General features: G+C 60.7%; 20 protein-coding genes and 1 pseudogene. 15 read left to right on the top strand and 6 right to left on the bottom strand.

Annotation, left to right across the window (positions count from 1 at the left end; genetic code table 11):
• The 5 genes from AC04SH_RS33395 to AC04SH_RS33375 all read left to right on the top strand — a co-directional run.
• Window positions 1-771 (top strand): Ig-like domain-containing protein (locus AC04SH_RS33395; protein WP_488577939.1); only part of this gene is annotated, 771 nt, incomplete at its 5' end.
• 184 nt (window positions 772-955) lie between these two features.
• Entirely contained in the window at window positions 956-2,626 is a 1,671-nt protein-coding gene (locus AC04SH_RS33390; protein ID WP_488577938.1) for a calcium-binding protein, read from the top strand.
• A 72-nt stretch (window positions 2,627-2,698) separates the two neighbouring features.
• Window positions 2,699-3,067 (top strand): hypothetical protein, encoded by a 369-nt coding sequence (locus AC04SH_RS33385; RefSeq protein ID WP_142868946.1) that lies wholly within the window; start codon window positions 2,699-2,701, stop codon window positions 3,065-3,067.
• Window positions 3,068-3,103: 36 nt separating this feature from the next.
• A complete protein-coding gene (locus tag AC04SH_RS33380; RefSeq protein ID WP_488577937.1) occupies window positions 3,104-3,859 on the top strand; it encodes a lytic transglycosylase domain-containing protein in 756 nt (251 codons plus the stop codon).
• Window positions 3,860-4,058: 199 nt separating this feature from the next.
• Window positions 4,059-5,258, top strand: coding sequence for a type 1 periplasmic-binding domain-containing protein (locus AC04SH_RS33375; RefSeq protein ID WP_488577936.1), 1,200 nt, complete (start codon window positions 4,059-4,061; stop codon window positions 5,256-5,258).
• Here the strand turns inward: AC04SH_RS33375 and AC04SH_RS33370 are convergent.
• On the bottom strand, window positions 5,210-5,641 hold the full coding sequence (locus tag AC04SH_RS33370; protein ID WP_488577935.1) for a hypothetical protein: 432 nt from the start codon (window positions 5,639-5,641) through the stop codon (window positions 5,210-5,212). The genes AC04SH_RS33375 and AC04SH_RS33370 overlap by 49 nt on opposite strands.
• A gap of 33 nt (window positions 5,642-5,674) precedes the next feature.
• Here AC04SH_RS33370 and AC04SH_RS33365 point away from each other — a divergent pair, with 33 nt between their 5' ends.
• The gene (locus tag AC04SH_RS33365; protein WP_488577934.1) at window positions 5,675-5,995 is read left to right on the top strand and encodes a thermonuclease family protein; all 321 of its coding nucleotides are present in this window, start codon (window positions 5,675-5,677) and stop codon (window positions 5,993-5,995) included.
• 162 nt (window positions 5,996-6,157) lie between these two features.
• On the top strand, window positions 6,158-6,910 hold the full coding sequence (locus AC04SH_RS33360) for a GGDEF domain-containing protein (protein ID WP_488577933.1): 753 nt from the start codon (window positions 6,158-6,160) through the stop codon (window positions 6,908-6,910).
• A 134-nt stretch (window positions 6,911-7,044) separates the two neighbouring features.
• Here the strand turns inward: AC04SH_RS33360 and AC04SH_RS33355 are convergent, their stop codons facing one another.
• Window positions 7,045-7,935, bottom strand: coding sequence for a LysR family transcriptional regulator (locus AC04SH_RS33355; protein ID WP_488577932.1), 891 nt, complete (start codon window positions 7,933-7,935; stop codon window positions 7,045-7,047).
• A gap of 291 nt (window positions 7,936-8,226) precedes the next feature.
• Here AC04SH_RS33355 and AC04SH_RS33350 point away from each other — a divergent pair, with 291 nt between their 5' ends.
• The 6 genes and pseudogenes from AC04SH_RS33350 to AC04SH_RS33325 all read left to right on the top strand — a co-directional run.
• Window positions 8,227-8,961: an SDR family NAD(P)-dependent oxidoreductase gene (locus AC04SH_RS33350; RefSeq protein WP_488577931.1), complete on the top strand. Its 735-nt coding sequence runs from the start codon at window positions 8,227-8,229 to the stop codon at window positions 8,959-8,961.
• 68 nt (window positions 8,962-9,029) lie between these two features.
• Window positions 9,030-9,782 carry an SDR family NAD(P)-dependent oxidoreductase gene (locus tag AC04SH_RS33345; protein ID WP_477239041.1) on the top strand — a complete coding sequence of 251 codons (753 nt, stop codon included), beginning with the start codon at window positions 9,030-9,032 and terminating at the stop codon, window positions 9,780-9,782.
• Between the two features lie 92 nt (window positions 9,783-9,874).
• A complete protein-coding gene (locus AC04SH_RS33340) occupies window positions 9,875-10,474 on the top strand; it encodes an NADPH-dependent F420 reductase (protein ID WP_488577930.1) in 600 nt (199 codons plus the stop codon).
• Window positions 10,475-10,558: 84 nt separating this feature from the next.
• Entirely contained in the window at window positions 10,559-10,972 is a 414-nt protein-coding gene (locus AC04SH_RS33335) for a nuclear transport factor 2 family protein (protein WP_488577929.1), read from the top strand.
• Between the two features lie 106 nt (window positions 10,973-11,078).
• Window positions 11,079-11,711, top strand: coding sequence for a class I SAM-dependent methyltransferase (locus tag AC04SH_RS33330; protein WP_488577928.1), 633 nt, complete (start codon window positions 11,079-11,081; stop codon window positions 11,709-11,711).
• A 119-nt stretch (window positions 11,712-11,830) separates the two neighbouring features.
• Window positions 11,831-12,022, top strand: a pseudogene (locus tag AC04SH_RS33325) (ketopantoate reductase C-terminal domain-containing protein); the annotation flags it as partial.
• A gap of 109 nt (window positions 12,023-12,131) precedes the next feature.
• Here AC04SH_RS33325 and AC04SH_RS33320 read toward each other — a convergent pair.
• From AC04SH_RS33320 to AC04SH_RS33305, 4 genes are all read right to left on the bottom strand, one after another.
• A complete protein-coding gene (locus AC04SH_RS33320; protein WP_488577927.1) occupies window positions 12,132-12,863 on the bottom strand; it encodes a hypothetical protein in 732 nt (243 codons plus the stop codon).
• Between the two features lie 438 nt (window positions 12,864-13,301).
• Window positions 13,302-14,150, bottom strand: coding sequence for a hypothetical protein (locus AC04SH_RS33315; protein WP_488577926.1), 849 nt, complete (start codon window positions 14,148-14,150; stop codon window positions 13,302-13,304).
• Between the two features lie 70 nt (window positions 14,151-14,220).
• Entirely contained in the window at window positions 14,221-16,005 is a 1,785-nt protein-coding gene (locus tag AC04SH_RS33310) for an FkbM family methyltransferase (RefSeq protein ID WP_488577925.1), read from the bottom strand.
• A gap of 27 nt (window positions 16,006-16,032) precedes the next feature.
• Window positions 16,033-19,791 carry a glycosyltransferase gene (locus AC04SH_RS33305; protein WP_488577924.1) on the bottom strand — a complete coding sequence of 1,253 codons (3,759 nt, stop codon included), beginning with the start codon at window positions 19,789-19,791 and terminating at the stop codon, window positions 16,033-16,035.
• A gap of 1,143 nt (window positions 19,792-20,934) precedes the next feature.
• Here AC04SH_RS33305 and AC04SH_RS33300 point away from each other — a divergent pair.
• Window positions 20,935-21,249, top strand: coding sequence for a hypothetical protein (locus AC04SH_RS33300; RefSeq protein WP_192250669.1), 315 nt, complete (start codon window positions 20,935-20,937; stop codon window positions 21,247-21,249).
• A gap of 92 nt (window positions 21,250-21,341) precedes the next feature.
• Window positions 21,342-23,236 (top strand): DUF4347 domain-containing protein (locus tag AC04SH_RS33295; RefSeq protein WP_488577923.1); only part of this gene is annotated, 1,895 nt, incomplete at its 3' end.

Below are 23,236 nucleotides of genomic sequence, written 5' to 3'. Positions count from 1 at the left end.
ACGCTGCTCGACAATGAAGCCCATGCCACTGCCGGCGGCACCAACAGCCTGTTCGAGAACCTCGCCGTCTCGCTCACCGACCAGGACGGCCAGAACGCCACAGGCACCCTGTCCGTCAACATCGTCGATGACGTGCCGACCGCGGTCGCCGACATCGACAGCATCGGGGCCGGCCTGTTCGGCCCGGCCACCGGCAATGTGCTGACCGGCGGAACCGATGCCCTCGACGGCAACACGACCGACGGGGTTGCCGACACCCGGGGCGCCGACGGCGCTGCCGTGGTCGGCGTCGCCGCCGGCGACACCAATGCCGCCCTCGACAATACCGCGACGCTGGGCATCCAGATCCAGGGCCTCTACGGCAAGCTGACGCTGGCCGCCGACGGCACCTACACCTATACCCGCGATGCCGGCTCGGCCGGCGGCCATGACGACGTCTTCACCTACACCATCAAGGACGGCGACGGCGACACCTCGCACACCACGCTGACCATCTCGATCGGCAATTCGCCGCCGGTGATCGCCGACCTGACGCCGGCTGCCAACGGCGGCGACGTCACCGTCAACGAGGATGACCTCCTGGCCAGCCGCGGTGTTGGCGAATCGGCCGGCTCCGACACCTCGAAGGAAAGCACCACCCAGGGCGGCACCTTCACCATCTCCTCGCCCGACGGCATCGCCTCGCTGACCATCGACGGCCACGCCTTCATCACCAACGGCGTGTTCACCGCCAGCTCCTTCACCACCGCGCTCGACGCTGCTCGACAATGAAGCCCATGCCACTGCCGGCGGCACCAACAGCCTGTTCGAGAACCTCGCCGTCTCGCTCACCGACCAGGACGGCCAGAACGCCACAGGCACCCTGTCCGTCAACATCGTCGATGACGTGCCGACCGCGGTCGCGCCGGACTACGCGGCGCTAGCGAATGGAGCGGGGAACCCGGTTACGTTCGCCTTGGATGCAGACCACACGCTGTCCAACAACTACGGGGCGGACGGCGCGGGCACGATGATTTTCGCGGCATCCCTCGATGGCGCGGACAGCGGCCTGACTTCCGGCGGCGCGCATATCATCTACGACGTGTCCGCAGACGGTCATACCCTGTATGGAATTGCCAACGCCGTGACGGTGTTCACGGTCACGCTCGACGCCCAGAACGCCAACTATACCGTTGATATGGACGGAACGGTCGACAGCCTGACGCAGGTTACTTTCTCCAACGGCAGCTACGATTTCGACGGCGGCAATGGCGCGTGGGCCGGCTTCGTACCCACCGGTCAGAAAGATTCCGGCACCCCGGTCGATGACAATTCGAGGGACGTGCTTTTCACGCCTTTCGGCACCGGAACGACCATCAACGGCAACGCGAACTCCTTCGGTATCGGTGGCGGCGCCGGCGGGCAGAACATCGGCGCGCTCGAAGGCATCCGGGTGGACTTTGTCCAGGATTTGACCGGCAACACTATGGGATCCGGCGGCTACACCAACCCCGCAAATCGTGATCACGTGTTCGACAATCACTATACCGCCAACGGCGCCAGCTTCACCTTTGGCGACGGGAATACCGACACCGTGCTTCAAATCACGGCCAAGGACGACAACACCACGACTGGCACCGACAACAACAAGACAGTCGGGGACGGCGTGCTCGATTCGGTCACGTCGGTTGCGATCTCGTATGATGGGGAGACGCAGATCGTCAATTTCACGGACATCAGCACCGCCGCGACGTCATATACCGTGGGCAATCCGGGCGGGCTGGCGGACAGAACCTACACGGTTCAGTTCGTCGATGTGGATCCCAGCGCCGCAGTTCATTATGCCGCCCAGATCACAGGCATAATGGACAACCATGTTTCCGTCGCAACGTTCACGGCCGACGGCTACAACAGCTTGGAATTGTTGAACAAGAGCGGCGACGACTTCGCCATTACCGGATTTGGCGCAGCCGTTCAGAGCACCAACCCCATCAACTTCAACCTGCCGATCCAGATCGTGGACGCGGACGGGGACTTGGCGACAAGTCTGATCGGCGTGACGCTGAGCGGGAACACAATTGCGGATCACTCGGCAGACGCAGCCGGCGCTTCGCATACCTACACATCGACGGCGGCGGCGGCCGATATCATCGGGTCCGCTTTCGACGACACCATAACCGGCAACGATGTCGGGAACATGCTGTATGGTGGAGCCGGAGCCGACCACTTGAGCGGAGCAGGCGGCAACGACACGCTGGTCGGAGGCGCCGGCATCGATACGCTCAATGGTGGGACCGGCAACGATCTCCTCGTCGGAGGCGCTGGCCAGGACACGCTGACGGGCGGCACCGGCGCCGACACGTTTAGGCTCGACCACCTCGACATCCATGATCTGATCGCCGACTACAACGGCGCTGAAGGTGACAAGATCGACCTGTCGTCGCTATTCGAGACGGCGGCGGGAGGCACCATCGCCGACTACGTGCACTATGACGCCGGCACGAAGATGCTGAGTGTCGACACCAACGGTACGGCCAGCGGCGCCAATTTCGTGGACGTGGCGCAACTGACGAACACGCCGGCCGCCGGCACGATCAACATCCTTTATGACGACACGGACCACGTGCAGCACACGGCCACGATTTAGCACTTATGCGTGGCCGTGCTCTCATGCTACATATTAGCGAAACATAAAACCGCAGTTTGGAGAGGGACTTAAATGAAGCGTTGTGCAAGATTGCTGGCTTCGGCCGCGGCGCTGCTGTTGGCTGGATCGACGGGCTTCGCCGCCGACATCATCGAAGGACCGGTGGCCGACTATTGCCGCACGGTCGGCACGTCGAACCTGGTGCTGAACGACAACATCGTCGATCTCAAGTCCGAGGTGGTGAAGCTGATGGACGAGTCGGTGGCTGTCGCCAACAGCTCGGAATGGATCAACTCTTCGCGCCCCGCCTTCGTCTGGGCATCGGAAGCCAAGGTCGCCTGCGGCATGGCCTATGGCTATCTCAAGACGAACTACAAAGACGAAGACACCCTCAACAAGTGTGAATGCTTCCACGACCGCATGGTCGAGTACATGAACTGACCGGAAGGGATCTGGCCGTGCCGGTTGGCTGACCCGATGGTCGGCGGACGATCGACGAAGGCGATCGCTGCGGCGATCGCATTGACCGGTTTTGGTCAGCTTGCCACGCAAGCCCGCGCCAACTGGCTGGAACGACCTGGCCTGGAGAGATCAGCACCGTCCGGCTTGACGCGGCCGGCCCGCTGCGATGTCGCCCCGGAATGGACGCGCGAGACATTCAAGGCATTCGCGACATGCCAGGCATCGCTGTACGGCCTGGAGCCGGTGCTGGCGCACGCGGTGATGGAGATCGAAAGCGGTTTCGATCCCGATGTGCACGGCGCCGACGGCGAAGTCGGCTTGATGCAGGTGATGCCGGGAACGGCGCGAATGCTCGGCTTTCGCGGTTCGCTCGACGAGCTTGGTGCGCCGGCGACCAACATCGCGCTCGGCGTCAGATATCTGGCGCAGGCAAACAGCCTTGCCGCAGGCGATCTCTGCACCACCGTCATGAAGTATCGCGCCGGGCACGGTGAAACCCGGTTCTCCGAACTTTCGGTCCGCTACTGCCGGCGTGCGCGTGCGATCCTGGCGAGAGAAGGCGTTTCTGTTGCCGGGCCGCTACCGGTGGCGACGTTTGGCTATTCCGCATTCCCGACAGCAGGAGATGATGGCGCCCCTGCCCCGGGGAAGCGGATTTGCGTGCGCCGGCTGTTCGTGCCCGGGCCGCGATACATGAAATGCGCCGACTATCGAAGCGCCGGGCAAGCAAAGGTGATCAAGGCGCTCCGGGCAAGACTCTTCAACGGTTAGAGCAGTCCACCGTTTCGTGGAAACGGCGAACTGCTCTAATTCCTTGTTTTGACGCAATTCCGGGCGGAAAACCGCTTCACACTTTTCCTGGAATTGCTCTAAACCACGGTCCAGCAATTACAAGGACGGCGACGCAAGTCTGCCGTAAGATGAATGGGATGAGACCGGACAAACAGCCGGCGGGATATGGGGAGGCATCATGGAATCTGGCCGGCAGGGCCACAGTTCGTGGACATGGGCGATCGTCTTTGCGCTCGCGGGCATAATATCGGGCTGCCAGTCGAAAGGCAGCGTCTCGGATGCGCTCGATCCGGCGGCGATCGCCGCGCCTGGGGCGCCGGCCGCCAGCGCCGTGGCCGGCCCGGCCCAAGCCACGCAGTCGCTCGGCACCGGATCGACGAAGGTCACGATGCTGCTGCCTTTGTCGGCCCCAGGTAACGTCGGCGAAAGCGGCAGAAAGATGCTCGATGCGACCAAGCTGGCGATGGCCGACCTTGGCAATGCACTGCTCACGGTCACGGTCGAGGACACCAAGGGCGACAGCGCGCACGCCAGCGAATTGGCGGTGAAGGCGATCACCACCGGAACCAAGATCGTCATCGGCCCGGTCGAGCTTGGGGCCGCTCAGCACATAGCCAAGCTGTCGGGATCGCAGCGGCCGCCAGTGCTGGCGCTGGCCGACAATTTCGCCGGTGGCCCGGGCGTCTATGCGGTGCGCCTCAGCGAGGCCGACAGCGCGGCCGCGGGCGCGGCCGGCCTGGCGGCCAAAGGCAGAAAAAAGTTCGTGCTGCTCGTCGCGGCCGGCGCGAATGCCAGCGCGGTTGAAAAACGGGTCGCCAACAGCCTCAGCATCTATGGCGCGACGCTCGCCGTCACCCTTCCGTATTCGGCCGGTGACGGCGGCACAAAAGCGGTCAACGACATGGGCTCCCTGGTCGATGCACCCGATGCCATCGTCGTCGCCAGCGGCGACGATAACCCGTCGCAGATCCTTGCGGCGCTCAAATCGAAAGGCATCCCTGGAAAAGCAGTCGCCGTCGTTGGAACCAACCGCTGGCTGGAACATCCGATCGAGCCGCTGTTCGAAGGATCCTACATCGCCACGCTCGACCCAAGCGAAACCGGTCCAATCGCCGACCGCTTCAAGACGACCTACAATTATCCAGCCGACGCCAATGTCGCCTATGCCTATGATATGGTCGCCCTGACAGCGGGGATTGCAAGTGCGGTCGGCCCCGGCGGCTTCAACAAGCAGGTGCTCGAAAATCGGAGCGGATTTCGCGGATCGACCGGCTTGTTCCGGTTTCGAGCGGATGGCTCCAGTGAGCGATCCATGCCCTTTTATCAGGTTCAAAAAGGTGCGCTCAAACTGGTCGCCAAATCGACGTCGGGGTACTGAGGGGCAAGACTCCTTGGGATCTGCTTGAGCTGATGGGCTGGCTGAGGCGCAATCGTTTGGTGGTGTTGCTCGGAAGCCTGCTGCTTCTGACCGGGGTTTTGTTGATCGTCCGAGCCGCCGATCTGCTTTCCATCGATCGACCGGTACCAGCGCCACGCCAATCCATCGACGATGGCCAGCCAACGCGACCGGCTGCGACCGTCGCCAATACGCCATGGCGAGGACGGGCACGCAAAATTGCTCAGGACCTTATCGCGCCGCCACAACTTGATCCGGCGCAAATCGAACGGGCAGAGCCGCGCCCACCGCTCAGCGAGCTTGGCCTGGCAGCAGCTGCAGGGATGCAGATGCCAAAGGATTGGCCAGCGGTCCTGCTGTACCAACCGGTTGTCACCTCGTCGGCGACCTTCGAATCCATGGGACGCACCGTCGCCATCAGCGGGGTCCAGGGCATCGACCTGGACAAGGCCTGTTCGTTTCGCGACGTCGCCTGGCCTTGCGGCCAACGTGCTCGGGCGGCTTTCAATTCCTGGCTGCGCGGTCGGGCGCTTAAATGCGTCGTGCCGCCGGAGATCGATCGTTTCGCCATTGCCGCACCGTGCAATTTGGGCAAACAGGATGTCGGTGCCTGGCTGGTTTCCAACGGCTGGGCGACGGCTTTGGCAAGTGGCATTTACGGCAAGGCGGAGGCAGTGGCCAAGGGTGCCGAGATGGGCATATTCGGCCCGCCACAGTAGCCGACAATTCGGTGTCGCTACCGTTGCCAGCACGGCCTTGCATTGAAGGCCAGGTTTCGGCCAATGGTAGGCGATTGCGCCATTACTCAAATTGTATGATTCCTCGAAACTGAATGTGCAGCACCATGGCCTATGGTAGTCGATCAGGCGGGAGATTGACTAATGATGACACCGATGGCGAATAGATCGCCCCAGCAATGGAAAAACGTCGCATGGCTTACCGCCTTGGGATCGGCGGGAATTTTGCTGCTTTCAGTTGGCCTCAACTATCTGCTTCTGTTCTCGGAAGCATTGACGCCGTTCGGCCGCAGCATGGCCACAGCGATCCTGTTGCCGGTCATTATAGGTGGCCCGCTTTTCCTGTTCATTGGCTTGCAGCGGATCGAGCTCGGCCATTATCGAAGAGAACTCAACAAGTCGGCGACCTTCGACAGCCTGACAGGCTGCCTCAACCGCACAGTCTTCACGTCGATGGTCGAAAGGAGAACAACCAGGCAGGAATCGTCCGGTCCAAGATCCGGCGCCTTCCTGGTCGTTCATCCCGAACACATCAGATCCATCAATCTGCGCTTCGGGCTGGGCTGGGGTGACGAAGCCTTGCGGCTCATAGCCGCGACCATCCAGTCATCGGTGCGCAAGGAAGATCTGGTGGGCCGCATCGGAACCTCCATGTTCGGGGTCTTTCTGCCCGGTGCGACAGAAGACGACGCCAAGGAAATCGGCGAGCGTATCCGGGCGCGCGTGGCGCAAGCCTATTTCGCGCCGAAAGGAACCGAGGATACCCTGACCATCAGCGTCGGCGGCGTGGTGTTTGAAAACGAACTGGAATTCGAAGAGATGTTCCGGTCGGCGGAATCGCTGCTATCCGGTGTCGAGCACAAGCCTGGATTTCAATTGTCGCACCTGCGCCACTAACTCTGAAGCGCCGCCTATATCCGGTCGATAATCTGCAGGGCGGTCCAACCGCCCAGGGCCTGGCCAGCACGTTTGCCTCATCCGTACTGCCGTTCAATTCGCGATAGAGCCGGTCCGAGAAGAATCCGTTCTCGTCAGTCACGCGACACGGACAGCCCCGTGAGAAGCGGCGCGTACGCGGCGAGCCTGCGGGATACGAACTCGGTGAAGAGCCGCACGCGCTTCGTCTTGCGTGTCTCGCCCTGTGTGAGAAGCCAAAGCGTTCCGTACATGTGCAGTTCGGTACCCGGCACCCTCACCAGCAAGGGGTCGGCATCTCCGACGAAGCACGGCAGTGTCGTCATCCCGACCCCTTGCCGTACAGCAGCGATCTGCGCCTCGCCGTCCGTGGTCCTGAACGGAACCCCCGTGGTGCGAACCTCGCGGGCCCAATCCGGGATTCCATGACTGCTTATGACGATCCACCGGATGGGATCAGGCGCGCCCGCACTCCGCGCTGTTGGTCGATCCCGGGACATGTAGACGCCTCCGAACAGCTCCGGTCCCTTCAGGCCGTGAAGATTGAGCGGTAGGGTTTTGCGGTCGTAGACGACGCGAATCGCGACGTCGGCCTCTCGGTTGGTCAGATTTGCCAGCTCGCCGGACGACAAGATTTCCATCTCGATGTCCGGATGGAGACGCGCGAAATCGGCGAAGTCCGGCATGAAAAGGTGTGTCGCGAGGGTCGGTGCCAACGTCACGCGCAGAAGCCCGCGCACGCTCTGGTCGCGCCCGAAGACGCGCGTCTCCAGCTGGTGCGACGACGCTTCCATCTGGTTCGCGAGTTCGAGGACCTCCTCGCCCGCAGCCGTCAGGCGGTAGCCCGAAGGCAGCTTTTCGAACATCTGCGCCCCGAGGCGTTCCTCGAGCTGGGCGATGCGTCGCAGCACGGTTGAATGATTCACGCCGAGGTGCGCGGCAGCAGCCCGCACCGAGCCTCCGCGTGCCACGGCAAGAAAGTAACGAACGTCATCCCAGTCGATCATGGTGCAATCCCGCACCGTGCGGTGCGCCTTCCAAAGCCCGTGTCCGACACATCGAACAGCACCTCGTATGTGGGTGGCGCGGGGCGGCTATCATAGCCCATACCTGCAAGTGCAGCCTAATCCTGAATGGCGAAGACCGATCGTCGGCTTTGGCGTCATCGTCCAACCGGATCGATTTTGCACCACCGATATGCGCGTTTCCGCACTCAAACGCAGACCCCGACGGACCCATTTTGAAGATCTCGGGGCGTTCCCGAATGACCAAGGCGGAAGCCTGGAAGGATGCACGACATGACCAGACTGAATGGAAAGACCGCCGTCATCACCGGCGGCGCCACCGGCATCGGCCGCGCCGCGGCAAAGCGCTTCGTCGAGGAGGGCGCCTTCGTCTTCATCTTTGGCCGCAGGCAAGAAGCGCTCGACGCCGCTGTGGCTGAACTCGGGCCCAATGCCCGCGAGGTGAAAGGCTCGGTCTCGAATGAGGCCGACCTCGACCGACTCTACGCGGCGGTGAAGGCCGAGCGCGGAAGCCTCGATATCGTCTTCGCCAATGCCGGGGCCGGAGGCCCGCTGCCGCTCGGCCAGATAACCGCCGAGCACATTGACGAAACCTTCGACACCAATGTGAAGGGCACGATCTTCACGGTCCAGAAGGCGTTGCCGTTGATGGGCCCGGGCGGTTCGATCATCCTGACCGGATCGAGCGCCGGCACCACGGGCGCTCCGGGGTTCACCGCCTACAGCGCGAGCAAGGCGGCAGTGCGCAATCTCGCGCGGACCTGGGCGGAGGACCTGAAGGGCACCGGCATCCGGGTCAACGTGCTGTCGCCCGGAGCGACGGCGACCGAACTCGCGAAGGAGGCGCTGGGCGAGGAAGGCCAGAAGGCCTACGGCGCCATGACTCCGCTCCAGCGCATGGCCGATCCGGCGGAGATCGGGGCCGTGGCCGCCTTCCTCGCATCGTCGGACAGCAGCTTCATGACTGCCAGCGAAGTCGCCGTTGACGGCGGCCTGGCACAACTCTGATCCCGATGCGGGACCACGCTTCTCAAACTTTACGAAAAACCAAAACACACGACCAAAGGTGAAAGATTATGAAAAAACTCGAAGGTAAGGTTGCAGTCATCACTGGCGGAAGCAGCGGGATTGGCTTGGCGACGGCCAAGCGCTTTGTAGAAGAAGGTGCACACGTCGTAATCACTGGGCGACGAGAGAAAGAGCTGAAGGAGGCCGCAGCCTTCATCAAGAGTAATATTACGACGGTCGCGGGCGACGTGTCTCGCTTGGAAGATCTGGACCGGCTCTATGCCATCGTGAAAGAGAAACATGGTCACATCGACGTTCTCTTCGCGAACGCTGGCGCGGGGACAATCGCACCGCTCGCAGTAGCTACTGAGGTCCATTTCGATCAGACCTTCGACGTGAACGTGAAGGGGCTGTTCTTCACGGTGCAGAAGGCCCTTCCCCTCTTCAAAGACGGCGGTTCGATTATTCTGAATTCTTCGGTTTCGAACGTGTTGGGGTTGCCGGGGTTTAGCACATACGCCGCGAGTAAGGCGGCAGTGCGCAACTTCTCGCGCGCTTGGACTCTAGAGCTGAAAGACCGCAAAATCCGAGTGAATACAATGAGCCCCGGAGCAATCGAGACCCCCGCGTTGGAGACAACAACGGGCCTTACCCCTGAGCAAGCCGAGCAAGCGGTCGCCCAGTTTGCTTCACAGATCCCAATGGGTCGCAGGGGCAAACCAGAGGAAATCGCGGCTGCTGTCACGTTCCTCGCCTCCGATGATAGTTCTTACATCACCGGTGTGGATCTCGCCGTTGATGGCGGCATGGCGCAGGTCTGACCCCGGCGCGGTCCCGTGGCTGGCCCTTCAGCCCCGTCAGTAGTGACCCCGCTTCTCAAACGTTAGTTCCGACACAAGATAGGAGAAACACTATGAGCTACGCACTTATCGGCTTCGGCAAGATCGGTCACGCTCTCGCCAAGGCATTCGCCCGCAAGGGCATCGAAGTGTCCGTGGCAACCACGCGTGACCCGGAAAGCTTTGCATCCGACGCGGCCGCGATCGGACCCACGATCATCCCCAAAACACTGGCGGAAGCGGTCAAGGCGGACATCATCCTTTTGGCTGTCCGTTTCGAGTCGCACCCAGAGGTCGCGAAGGCGCTCGCCAGCTGGCAGGGGAAGACCATCGTCGATGTGACCAACGCCTACGGCGTGCCTCCTGAAAAACTGGGGGGACAGCCTTCTTCCAAGTTCGTTGCACAGGCATTCTCTGGTGCAAAGCTGGTCAAGGGCTTCAACCATCTGGTCGCTGCCGTCCTTGACCAGGATCCGGCCGTGCATGGTGGCAGGAGGGTCGTATTCCTGGCGAGCGACGATGACGACGCCGCGGCGGAGATTGGTGTGCTTGCGGAAAAGCTCGGTTTCGCGCCGATCAAACTTGGCGGGCTTTCGGAAGGCGGATTGCTGGTCCAGGCGCGCGGAAATAGCTGGGGTCAACTGATCTTCAAGGACCTGGTCAAGTTCGACTGATGAACACGACGTGCCCACCAGCAGAGCTGCGATGCACGGATCGGATCGACCACGATGCGATCCGTGCGAAATGGAGAAATTCCCATGAGCATTGAGAAGAACGTCCAGACGGTGAAGGACTTCTTCGCCGCAATCGGCCGCGGCGACAGGGAGGCTCTGCTGGCGCTGGCCGCCGAAGACATCGAGTGGATCATTCCGGGCGAGGACTGGCCGTTGGCCGGAACGCGCCACGGCCACGCCGGGCTGGCGGCTTTGCTTGAGACGGCATCCAAGTCGATAGAAACGTCCACGGAACCCCGGGAGTTCGTGGCGCAAGGAGACCGGGTCCTCGTGCTCGGCTTCGCGAGGGGAAGGATCAAAGCCACGAACAAGACGTTCGAGGACGACTGGATCTTCGCCATCACGGTCCGGGACGGTAGACTGACCAACATCCGTGAATACGTCGACACGCAAGCACTGGCGCGGGCCGCGCAGATGGACGCGTCCGGGCCGCCGTAGCGCTGGCCACGTGCGGCCATCGGTTCGGGGTAGACGGTGGATCAGCCGTGGATTGCCCCCTCGCACGCCGCAGCCAGTCGAATGCCCAACCCTAAAGGAGATTCCGATGTACGAACAATCCAAACTATCCGAATTGATCCGGTTCGCACGTGTCGATGCGGGCTCCACTGTCATTGACGTCTACCCAGGCGACGGCGATTGGACGCGCCTGTTCTCCGACGTCGTGGGCCCCGAGGGTCGGGTCTACAGCTTCGTGTCGGCCGAGGTCGCCGACTTCAAGAACGACCCGGTTGGCCGCATGCGGACACTCGCGAAGGAACCGGGCCGAGAGAACGTCGAAGCCGTCTCGGCGGACCTCGTGGCGATGCCGGAGGTCACGCAGCCAGCAGATGTGCTGTGGCTGCACCTGTTTTACCACGATCTTCACACTGCCCTAATGCAGAAGAAGGGTGCGACGGCGGCCGACTTCAATCGAGCTGTCTACAAGCGGCTGAAGCCCGGTGGGTCCTACGTCATCGTCGACCACGCCGCCGCCGCTGGGTCGGGCACGAGCGACACCCAGGCGCTGCATCGGATCGACCCTGCCTCTGTTCGCGAGGAGGTGGAGGCGGCCGGCTTCGTACTGGATGCGAAAAGCACAATGCTAGCGAACAACGACGATCTGCACTCGATCAAGGTGTTCGATCCCTCGATCAAGGGCCAGACCGATCGCTTCGCCTATCGGTTCGTGAAGCCCTGACAAGTCCCGGCGCCGACTTCATGTCGACCTCCCCAATGGGGTGCAAACAAGCCCATCGAAGACATCGAGGCAACCTGCTTGCCGCCACGAAGTCGGCTTGGCATGAGCTCGTCTGGTGGGGCGCCGGCGATGTCGGCGAGCATAAGACCTCGATGCTGCAGGATCTCGAGCGCGGCCGGTCGATGGAGATCGATGCGCTGGTGATGGCAGTCCAGGAACTTGGCCGGTTAACGGACAAGCCGACCCCGACGATAGATGCCGTGCTGGCGTTGCTGCGGCGGCTGGCGGTGGAGCGCGGGTGTTACGGGTGAGGAGGCGCGGATGAGCCCGAAGGATCGGACAAGGCCGTTGATTTTATTGACCCTTTAGTGGACCAGAATTGCGAACGCTCCCGCATTGTTCCGTACGGGCCCGTGGCCGTCACGTGATGCGCAACAGTTCGCGCAGGCGGACCGGCAGTCGCGGCGAGGCTTGAAGCTCCGCACAACTCGCCTCCCATAGCTTCAGATACCCTGCGATCGGTACACCTGTGCGGCCGGGCCAACGGTTGAGTGCGCCCAGCGCCTCGACACAGTCCGGCGCGCGGTCGTATTCGGCGAGGATAGTCACCGACATCGCCTGGGCGAATGGATTGAGGCCGGGTATTTCGATCTCGCTGCGACGGCCGGCGAACCACGCCGCGGCATCGCCCGTGAGCCCTTGGCTGACGGCAAGCGCGGTATAGCCTCGGATGATATTCTGGCGATACTCGGCAATGGCATCGCCGAACGCGTTGTCGCCGGCAAAGGGCGGGCTCTCCTTCCAATCCCTCGCCAGACGCCCCAGGCCACGCAGCGAGAAGGCCTCCACCATCGCTTCCTCGAGCCATTGGCAGGGCGGTGCAGGCTTGGCGTCGGCCTGCCAGCTGTTGGCCGCGACATGGCCGAGTTCATGGCCGAACTGATAGGCGAGTTTCGACCAGTCCCGTTCACCGATGTCGACAATAATCCACGCCATGGTGCTGCCGTCCGGATGTAGCCACACGGCCGGCGAGCCGGACGCGTGCCTGTCGACGCGAAGCCGCGTCGGCTGGCGATCGGAGACCAGCCGGACGCCATCCAGACAGGCGTGCCGCATGATCTCGACGACCTGATCGGCTGAGCGTGGGACCATGTGGCCCCAATCGCCGGCGAGTTCGATGGGGGCGGTAAGGAGGGAGGAAGGGGTGGCAAAGGGTGGCATGGACACCGCGTAGCTTGTTCCCGCTCTTGCCGGCCGTGTCAACGCCACCGGGAAGCTGCTTACCGATGCGCTTGCAAGCAATGTAAAGAAATCTCGTCGCCGCACTTGAATTCCCAACGTCTGAGGTCCGAATTTAAATAAGATCTAGGACGGCAAAGGTTCGGCACGCACAGTGCATATCAAACGGGTTTGGATTCAGCTTGGACCATGTTTTTGGAGTCTGCGCGCTTCAACCAGGCCCTTCGCGATCATTGCTTGCGCTACAGCCTGGTCGCATCGCTGAACTCTATGCTCGTCGTTTGAAATCTCAAAATTCTTCCCGGCCGCGGAGGTCGGAAGACAACTTCCCTATTCCTCTTCGGCACCCACTCAACTCAAAAGCCTCAGGTAATCCAGATAGGCCTTCATTCGAGTGGGCTTGTCTTCGTTTCTTGCCCAATTGAAATGGACCAGCCCTCGTCGGTCGCTTGAGAAGGCCTCAGCGGATCCCAAAAAACGACAGGTGCCGCGCAACGTTTTATATTCTCCCAACCCCGTTTTCACCAAAACATAATTGAGAAATGGTTGGTCGCCAAACCACTTAGCTAGCGACTCGTTAGGAGGAGAATTGTATAGATCAAATACAAGTCCACCAATTGTACTAAACATGTAATAGTCTGGAAACCCTATGACTCCGGAATTCGCCAACGGAAAAATTTTATCATGACAGCTGAAGTCCGATCGAATGATTTCCAACCCCCACCAGTTTCCAATTCTCCGGCCATCAACGATGTCTACGACCTTCTGGGACGACATCTCGGGGTATGTTTCGTCTTCCGTCACCACGCAGGCGCCAGACGCTCGCCAAATTTTATGCAACATCGAATAAATGTCCAAATCGAATACTATGTCATTATCGAAATATACTATCGGAGAAAAGTCATTCATAGAAAAACCGCCATTAATGTAACGTTGGGAGTAATTTCTATGATTTATAGCCGCCAGAGAGACCTGGTTGAAAGCCTCCTCGGGAATGTATCTCTCCACCTCCGATTCAATTCGATCCGTAAAAATTAGAATCTTTCCTTTGTATTTCCCATACAAAATTAAAGACCTAATAAATATTAGCAAGCATTCATAGTAAATATCGCTGCCGTAAACGACAGTATATATCAACGGTAGGGGTGCCGGTGCTGCTTCAGCTAACTTACCAGATTCGTCTACAATATATCTTGCCATGATCGGAAAGACTCTCATCCATCAAAAAAGGCTATTGCGCCCGTATGCCAGAGAGATGGCAATATTTTAATCAATTTTGCCGCCTATTCGCTATCATCTCGTTGAGAAGTCCGAACTCGTCTTCGCTCATTATTTGATGTGAAATAGCAAATATATTGTTTTCCCAATCCTGCATGGGCAGCCAATGGTAACCGGCCTTACCCAGTAAAGTTTTGGTGGTATCTAACTCATCTTCTGAAATATGCTTTCCTTCAAATATGACGAGACTCGGATGAATTTTTTGAAACGGAAAGCTTCTAACTATTGTAGCGTCGTACCCCTCTGCATCTACCATAAGAAAATTTACGTCATCGACCTCGAGTTCATCGATTATTCCGGAGATCGTTCTCGCCTCGATGGCAATTTCATTGATCATGCCTTCCAGGCCAGGAATCAGATCGCGGTGTGTCAATATAGTACTCTTATCAAATGACGATAAGCCGTAGTACCAAGGGGTCGGTGGATTTTCCATTTTCTTTACTTCATAGAAAGGAATCTTTTTCCGATCTTCTGTGGGGTGAATTGCAAGATTTAGAAGTTGCAGGTTTGGTCGTCCGGCGTAGCGCTGTTTCAATTCGTCGAAGATAAACGGGACCGGTTCGATAAGAATCGCGCTCCACCTAAATTTAACTATGGCGTCGTACAGAAGACTGCCGTTGTTGGCCCCGATCTGCAGCAGTTTAACCGGTTTACGGCTGATACGAGAAAATAGCTGGTCGCGGATGAGAGCCTTTATCGGTTCGGATTGCATCTCGTCTCGGCGACGATGAAAGAAATCTAGATTACTTGTAAGCCGCTGATTGCCCGGTTCGAGCTCGCGCGCCTTCTGCCCCCACTCCACAGCTCGGTCCATGGCGTTAAGGCGCCACGCTGCGATCGCACCTAGATCGTACAGTCGAAAGCCCCAGCAGTTTGTATCGTCCAGATAGCTGCCGGTGCGTCGCGTCTTCTCGATGCCGTTGGTGCAAGCCCAGAAGAGATTCAGCCAGTCCGCCCTACCGTGGAATTCCTCGGCAAGGTCGAGCCAGATTTCACGGCGGTGCGGCGCTTCCATCCGGGCCTTGTCCAGCCAGGGCAATCTCTGCTCCGGCCGCATGCGCGCGATGTAGCGCATAGCTTCGGATCTTTCTTCCGCCCACTTGCTTGTCGGCAATTCAAGGTAGCGCTCAAGCAACGGAATGGCCCGCTCTGGTTGGTTGGCCCACATCAAGTCCCGCCCGAGCCAGAAGCAGATCTGCGCGTCGTCGGGGTCTTCCTTGTGCGCCACCTCCATCAGCGGCAGGTAGCTGCTCCTCGTTGGCTTGGCGAGATCCTGCACCTCGAACATGACGATGTCGCTGCTGTTCGCGGTTACTTCCGTTTCTCCGGTGAAGACCAAGGCTTCGTGGACAGGCCGCCTGAAGCGATATCCCCAGCGGTGGTGAAAATTCTTCGCCGGCCAGCTTCGCAGCGGCGTGGGGTCATCGACACTTGATCTGTACACCGTCTGACAAAAGAGGGCTGTGGTCTCGGGCTGCCAAGCCGCCTCAAGCTTTGCTCGCCAGCCGGGTTCGAGAAACCGGTCCATGTCCATTGTGCAGCACACATCGACGTCGGGCGGGATCAAGGCCATGGCAGCATTACGCGCGTCGTCGAAACGCCATGGGCGGACCGCTATCCTGTGTACCGTCACGCCTGCCTTGGTCAGTCGTTCCACAGTGTCATCCGTGCTGCCGGTATCGACCACAATGCGATAGTCGGCGTCGACGGCCGAATTGGCCCAGCGCTCCGCGTTTGCGGCCTCGTTCAGCGCGATGGTGTAGACAGCGACCTTCAAACCCAACCCTCCTTTACGCGCGCTGGCTTAAGACCGCGTCCGGCGGACATGCCCGGCGCGACCCTTGCGGATAGCGACCAGGCCACCCAGCAGCTTCGCCCGGTTCAACTCATAATGGCTGTCGAAGAACAGTATCTCGGCGAATTGATCGGCAAGCGCGCTCACACCAAGCGGATCGACCGAACGCGAGCTGCCGTGCTGCTGGATCTCCCGCAGCAGGGTCTTGGTCAGCGTGATCTTGCCAAGGTCCTCACCTGGTGGCTGCCAGTCGAGGTCTTCGAGGAAATACCAACCGCCCTCGGCGAGCAGCGGGAAGAACTCGCGCAGTGTCAACTGCTCGTCGAACGAGGCGTGGCTGCCGTCGTCGACGATTACGTCGAGCGATTCCGGTTCGAGCTTTGCAGCGACGCGGCGCAGATCGTCCAGCTTGGATTGGTCCCCGACAAACGACTTGAACCGTTCATTGTTGAGCTGCGAAAAATCCGTCAGGTCGAGCCCGATAACCTGGCAGAATGGAAAATAGCTCTGCCACAGCGAGACGGATGGAGTCTCGGTCTGATTGCCCTCGGCCAAGCCACGGCACAGGCCGATCTCCATCAACCGCCGCATCGACAAGCGCCTGGGCGACAACAACCGATCATAAACCCTGGCATAGGCGTGTCGGTTACCGGTGTGCCTGTTCTTGTCAGTGTTAAAGCGGTCGGCGAGGCTTGTGAGACTTGGAAAGCTGTCGAGCGGATTGATCAGCTGCGAAATTAGCGGCGCGCCCTCGCCGCCCGGACGGGCCTCATTGCGTGCCGTCCACAGGTGGATGCCGAACACCCGCTCGTCGTTCAGATAGTCAGCCAATTCCGCAGTCGGTTTCTCGAACCGGTCGATCTCCGTCCAGTCAATCGGGTTGAAGAACATCGGGCTGAACACGCATTCCCGCAGCGCGGCTCCTGGGTCGGAGGCAATATAGTCGGACAGGAGCTTGGGGCCGATATCGCCGAACTCCCTGCCGCTGGCATCATGGAAGCGCGAGATCGACATCTCGTACAGCGCCCTGAGGTGGCCGCTGTAGGGTTTGGCGTAGATGACGTTGCCGCAAATGAAGTGGCCCTTGTGCGATCCGCGCCATTGCAAATTGAAGAAATGATCGCCGCGGAAGGGGAAAGGCCGTAGCAGGATGACGTCGGAATCCATCCAAAGCCCGCCATGCTCGTAAAGCACCGCATAACGGAAAATGTCACTGAAATACCTGATCTCCGAGCCCGCTACGATCCGCTCGAAAAAAGCACGCGGCATGACATCGTCGGCATTGCGGACTTCGATCCCGTGCGGAACGAGGAACGTGAGCTTCTCGGGTGCGTAGCTCCACACCCGCACCGGATGGCCTGCTGCCCGCATCGAGGTCGTGGCGGCAATGAGGGTACGATGCTCGGCCTTGTCCGACATCACCTGGTAGAAGCAGTTGATCTGCGGAAGTGCAGTGTCGTCGTTGCCAAGGAAGCGAGAAATCCGGGCGTCGAACTGGCGCGATCGTTCCCGTCGTTCCAGCGGAGAATCGACGTCGCGCAGAAACGGCGCCAGCTCATGAAAGATCTCATCGGTCGACTTCACGCCGCCGGCGCCGAGGTTCTTGCGTTCCGACGGCGCCAGGCTTGCATCACCCACGGCTCCGTCGTCGGTGCGGTAAGGATTGATCCCTGTTTCCATCAGCGGAGAGCCATGCACGGAGGCTAGCGTCAACCCAGACGGCGTATCTGCCTTACCCGATGGCAGGCTCTCCACATCCTCCAGCAGCGACCTCACCTCCGCCTCTTCGACGGTTGCGATCCAGGACTCACTGCCGGCGACGCTGTAGGAAATCAGCAAACGATTTTCGCCCGGGTGCCACGCCAGCCCGGCGGCGAATTCAACGCCCTTTTTGTCGAAGAAGAACGGACGGCTTACCTTTCGCAAGATGTTTGCTTCGTCGAACCAGACGAACCGGTGCAGGTAATAATGTCGCTTCTCCGCGGTCCGCCACTGTACTTCATGGATCAGGGCGAGCCACCCGCCGGCAAATTTGATCAGCTGGGTTCCGCCCCTGAACCGTTGTGCGGCAATCGCGGGAGCGGTCTCGCTGACAGTGGCACCCCGCTCGTCGACGATCCGGGTGGGATCGCATAGGCAGATGAACTGCAGCGTATCTGCCGCTCCTTCCACCATGCCGAGCTTGACTTGCGGCATCCAGTTCTTTTCGTGCCCTCGCGGTCCGGCCGGATGCAGCACGCGCCAGTCAGCCAGCCGGCAGGCGCCACTCTCGTCGATGCGCGCGACGACCTGCTGGCACCAACCCTCCTGTGTCAGCCCGCGCACGCACGAGACGCCCCACAGCGCATCCCGCCAGGCAAACAGGCGCATGTCCTCAAATCCGAGAACCCGCCCATTAGCGGGCTCCGGCATGTCAACCGGCGGCAAAATCTCGCTTGCGGACTGGATGGCGAGTTTATCGCTCAGTCGAAGCAGAAAGTTGCGCGTGTGAACCGGTCGCCCGTCAGGCGTGTCAGACAGGAGGTCGTCGTCGGCCAAGGTGTAGTTCACCGTTTGCTGCAAGAGCACGATGTGCTCGCCCAATCGAGCCACTGATGGGTTTGACGGCCGATAGCCATCGGGCGCCGTGAAGCCGACCGGACGTGCGTTGAAGGACGGCATCACTGTCTTGGCCGGCTGGACATAGAAGAACAGGTTGGACCACGCCAGTTCCCTGGGGCCGTCGCCGATGGTCCGGTTCAACGCCAGCCAGTTGCACGCCGCGAAACCGCGGTCCTTGCGCACGGGATCGCGCGCGTAGTTTGCCGCAATGGAAAATTCTTCCAGCAGGCCTGTCGTGTAGATGTGGTCCTCGATGAACAGAATGTCGTGCTCCGGTCGCCTGATCGCCAGCCCCGCTTCGGAAAACAGTACGCTGGCGGCGTTCATCCCCTTCTCGCGGTAGAACCGGGCCAGGTCATAGAGCGGCTCGGCACGATGCGGCCGTTGATTGAAGGCGGCGAGCGCCTGCTGAATAAAGCCAGGCTCGTCGCCAAGTTTGCGCAGACAGCGCGCCTCTTGCAATCGGGCGTTCCACGCCTCCTCGTCCCAGCCGCCCATGGCGGCGCGTTTGGCGTAGGCCACCGCTGCCTCCGCCGTCCGCCCGGCATCGCGATAAGATTGCGCCAGGTAAAACCAGTAGCGCTGGTTTTCCGGATCCTTATCAAGTGCCTCCAGCAAAAGCCTGGCATCGCGTTCGAACTTGTCGACGCGATTCGATCCGCTGGCGTGGTCTTTGTACCAAGCGCTGCGCAGTTCCTGCACGCCACCGGGCACGTCGAGATATTCGTGGGTCACCCCGTGGTAGCGAGCGCCGGCGTCGCGCTTGACCAGCCGCGTGTTCCAATAAGCCAGGCCGGAATCCGACCGCTGCAGCAGCCGGTAGCCCGAACTGTCGAGGTGCTCGCGGAAGCCAGCATCCTCGACCACCAGTTCCATGTCGGCGTCGTCAAACAACAGATAGTCGTAAGCGAGTGGGGAGGCATAGGCATGATCGAGCGCCGCGTTACGCGCCTGCTCAAAATTATGGAATGGGAATTCGTGCAACTCGCCCGGCAGGTTGCGGGCAGCGAAGAACGATTTGACGAAATCCTGGGTCCCGTCGGTCGAGCCGGTGTCGCCGATGACCCAGCAGTCGATGTGGTCGACAACCGCCCCGAGACAGCGTTGAAGGTTCGCCATCTCGTTTTTGACGATCATGTTGAGACAGAGGCGCTTGCCGCTTGTCATGTGCTGACTATTGGCTCCCCGCAGGACTGCGCGCCGAGGCGGTCACATTTGTGCCAGGATGTCATTTGGGACTGCGATCCGTTCCGATGCGGACGTGTCCGACCTTCATGCCCCATGTGCATTGGCCCCTGCCTCGGCCATTTGCATGACCTCTGTTGCAAAGTATCGCTCATCCCTTCCTTTGCAAACGCGACCTAGCGCCATCCATTGTTAGCCAGCACTTCCCATCGCAGCAAGGGCCTCGCGGTCGCCTTGGACGAAGGGGCGAATAAACCTTCCAATCGGGCCAACGGCTCACGCAAAAGCTTCGCCGCGATATCAAGGGTCCGCCGCTAACGAAGGCGGAGCATCTTTAAGCCCCGGATTTTTCGATGCATTTGGCCGCATGCGCACCATCTCGATGTTTGCCAAGGTACTTAGCCGTGGTTGCGCAATTAACAAATCGTAAACAGGTTATTTACAAGTTGCTAATTTTATAATTTACTAATGCCTTATATATGGGAGGGTTTCCGCGGACCGGGCAGTAGGCCTGTCGGTCCGTGCGTTCTGCGAAGCCAAGAGAGTATCTGGAGCAAGTCACTTCGTGCGTGAGGGCGCAGAGAGTGTTTGGTGGCGTGCAAAGAAGACGTCGTACTGCCTTGAACTCAAGGTCAGCGTTTTCCCAACCTGATGTTCCCTTGCAAGTAGTCGATTCCCTCGCAAGTTGACACGCGTGGTGGGAGTTGGCTGTGGTTGGTGTGATACCAAGTGCGAAACGATGCGCCCGCGACGCAGGTTTCCGCTACGCTCAACCCCTCAACTATCCGCACCTTCTCGCCAGCAAGGATTGCCCCGCGATTGACGGGTATTCCTCGGCGCCTTGTGGACCGCCGCACGCCTGCGAACTCCACGCCCTCAGTGAAGACAAGTGGGACGCCGCTCGATCGAGCGGCACCAAGATGCCGTCAAGCCTTGCGTGTGCGGCTCGTCGAAATGCGCGTCGCCGGTTGGTTCACGGAGCTGCAGGCTGCTCAATGCTCGCGGCTCGAGTGCCGATAGAAGCTGCGACCGGCCTCAGCGAGCGCGGGCTCTCGGCAGCGATAGAAACCTAGACACGAAACAAGACACACAGCGGCACAGTCGCCGCCGACCAAGGAGGACAAGATGAGCTTCATAGCGGGGTTTGCGGTCATGGAAGTTGCCGTTAGAGGCGTCTTGCCCATCGGCGACACGACCGAAAATGTGCCTTATTTTATCCTGGACACGGCCAAGAGCGCCATCGTCGGTCAGGTCATTCTTCCCAAGGCCGCCAAGCGAAGCCTCGCCGTCGCTGTCACCGTCAAGGTTCCGGCCGCAGCCGGCTCATTTGCGATTGGCACGTTTGACGATGGCGGGAATTTCCAGGCCTGCAGCTTCCTCCGCGTAGAGAGCCCCGCTTTCGAACGTCCCGACGGCGCCGTCGGGCCGTCCGGACGATGACCTCTCCCAAGTCCCCTTGTCCCAACCGCTCGCTGGCAAAGCCGGTGGGCGGTTTCCCCTTGAATTGAATTCGAAGCCAACAGGAGCCAGTCATGGCCCGTGCCTCTGAAATTCTTTTTGTCGATCCTTCAGTCTCCGACCTTCAGACAGTTCTCGGCAATGTGCGACCCGATGTCCGGGCTGTCGTGCTGGATGGCCGACGGCCGGCGGCGCAGCAGATCGCCGCCGTGCTCGCAGGGCACGAGGGGCTCGACGCGGTGCACATCATCGCGCACGGCGCGCCTGGCCGGGTCAGCTTCACTGCAGGAGAATGGTCGGCTGCCACACTGAAGGGAGGCGCTGAGGACTTCGCCGACATCGGCAGGGCGCTCGCCGCGGACGGCGAACTGCGGCTGTGGAGCTGCGAGACGGCATCGGGGAATGTCGGCGAGGCCTTCATTGTAGCGCTGGAGGAGGCCATCGGCGCGGACGTCCGCGCATCGAGGTCGCTGGTTGGCGCAGCGGCCCTGGGTGGCGCTTGGGAACTGTCCGCTGGCGGGAGCGGGACGACGCCCCGGCCACCGCTGACCTCAGATGGCGTGGCAAGTTACACCGGAATACTTGTAGCAGGCGATCTGACACTCACGGGCACGATCACCGGACCTGGCAATAGCAGCAATGTCAACACGTATTATCTGGTAGATACATCACTCAATCCTGACACAGTAGTTGGTAGCTTCCAACTTCCATCTGCAACCAACGGACTGGTCTTCGCGTTTGCTGTAACTATAACAATACCTGAAACTACCCACAATTATACCATTTACAACGCCAACTTCGGCGTAATGGGTACACTTGCACCTGGTGCCGGTAATACTTATGTTTTCACGGAAGGTGCTGCCAATCCCACGAACAACAACGACTTCAATGGGGGCAGTTACAACATCACGAGTCAGGTAGGCCCGACAGGCCCCACGGGCGCGACCGGAGCCACGGGTGCGACTGGCGCCACGGGTGCGACCGGAGCAGGTGCGACGGGTGCGACGGGAGCCACAGGCGCGACGGGCGCCACCGGTGCTGGTGCGACCGGCGCTACAGGCGCGACGGGTGCTTCAGGTGGGACCGGCGCGACCGGCGCTACGGGTGCTTCAGGCGGGACCGGTGCGACCGGCGCTACTGGCGATACTGGAGCAACGGGCGCTACTGGCGCGACCGGCGATACCGGAGCAACGGGTGATACCGGCGCAACGGGCGATACTGGTGCCACAGGTGCGACCGGCGATACTGGTGCGACCGGCGATACCGGTGCAACCGGCGACACCGGAGCAACGGGTGATACCGGAGCAACGGGCGCTACTGGCGATACCGGCGCGACTGGTGATACCGGCGCAACGGGTGCGACCGGCGATACCGGAGCAACAGGTGCGACCGGCGATACCGGCGCGACTGGTGCAACTGGCGACACCGGAGCAACGGGTGCGACCGGCGATACCGGAGCCACGGGTGCGACCGGCGATACCGGAGCAACGGGCGCTACTGGTGACACCGGTGCCACAGGTGCGACCGGCGATACCGGCGCGACTGGTGCAACTGGCGATACCGGCGCGACTGGTGATACCGGCGCAACGGGTGCGACCGGCGATACCGGAGCAACGGGCGCTACTGGTGATACCGGCGCGACTGGTGCAACTGGCGATACCGGCGCGACTGGTGATACCGGCGCAACGGGTGCGACCGGCGATACCGGAGCAACGGGCGCTACTGGTGATACCGGCGCGACTGGTGCAACTGGCGATACCGGCGCGACTGGTGCAACTGGCGACACCGGAGCAACGGGCGCTACTGGCGACACCGGAGCCACGGGTGCGACCGGCGATACCGGAGCCACGGGTGCGACGGGCGATACCGGCGCAACGGGCGCTACTGGTGACACCGGTGCCACAGGTGCGACCGGCGATACCGGCGCGACTGGTGCAACTGGCGACACCGGGGCAACTGGAGCCACGGG

The organism is Mesorhizobium sp. CNPSo 4688 (assembly GCF_057784295.1).
Note: the sequence above shows the minus strand (reverse complement) of the source record. Positions and strands in the feature narration are given on the sequence as shown.

Bases quoted from the DNA above. Each gene is read 5' to 3' on its own strand.
- AC04SH_RS33385 (WP_142868946.1), top strand. From the start codon at position 2,699: ATGAAGCGTTGTGCAAGATTGCTGGCTTCGGCCGCGGCGCTGCTGTTG.
- AC04SH_RS33380 (WP_488577937.1), top strand. From the start codon at position 3,104: ATGGTCGGCGGACGATCGACGAAGGCGATCGCTGCGGCGATCGCATTG.
- AC04SH_RS33375 (WP_488577936.1), top strand. From the start codon at position 4,059: ATGGAATCTGGCCGGCAGGGCCACAGTTCGTGGACATGGGCGATCGTC.
- AC04SH_RS33365 (WP_488577934.1), top strand. From the start codon at position 5,675: ATGGGACGCACCGTCGCCATCAGCGGGGTCCAGGGCATCGACCTGGAC.
- AC04SH_RS33360 (WP_488577933.1), top strand. From the start codon at position 6,158: ATGATGACACCGATGGCGAATAGATCGCCCCAGCAATGGAAAAACGTC.
- AC04SH_RS33355 (WP_488577932.1), bottom strand. From the start codon at position 7,935: ATGATCGACTGGGATGACGTTCGTTACTTTCTTGCCGTGGCACGCGGA.
- AC04SH_RS33350 (WP_488577931.1), top strand. From the start codon at position 8,227: ATGACCAGACTGAATGGAAAGACCGCCGTCATCACCGGCGGCGCCACC.
- AC04SH_RS33345 (WP_477239041.1), top strand. From the start codon at position 9,030: ATGAAAAAACTCGAAGGTAAGGTTGCAGTCATCACTGGCGGAAGCAGC.
- AC04SH_RS33340 (WP_488577930.1), top strand. From the start codon at position 9,875: ATGAGCTACGCACTTATCGGCTTCGGCAAGATCGGTCACGCTCTCGCC.
- AC04SH_RS33335 (WP_488577929.1), top strand. From the start codon at position 10,559: ATGAGCATTGAGAAGAACGTCCAGACGGTGAAGGACTTCTTCGCCGCA.
- AC04SH_RS33330 (WP_488577928.1), top strand. From the start codon at position 11,079: ATGTACGAACAATCCAAACTATCCGAATTGATCCGGTTCGCACGTGTC.
- AC04SH_RS33320 (WP_488577927.1), bottom strand. From the start codon at position 12,863: ATGGTCCCACGCTCAGCCGATCAGGTCGTCGAGATCATGCGGCACGCC.
- AC04SH_RS33315 (WP_488577926.1), bottom strand. From the start codon at position 14,150: ATGGCAAGATATATTGTAGACGAATCTGGTAAGTTAGCTGAAGCAGCA.
- AC04SH_RS33305 (WP_488577924.1), bottom strand. From the start codon at position 19,791: ATGACAAGCGGCAAGCGCCTCTGTCTCAACATGATCGTCAAAAACGAG.
- AC04SH_RS33300 (WP_192250669.1), top strand. From the start codon at position 20,935: ATGAGCTTCATAGCGGGGTTTGCGGTCATGGAAGTTGCCGTTAGAGGC.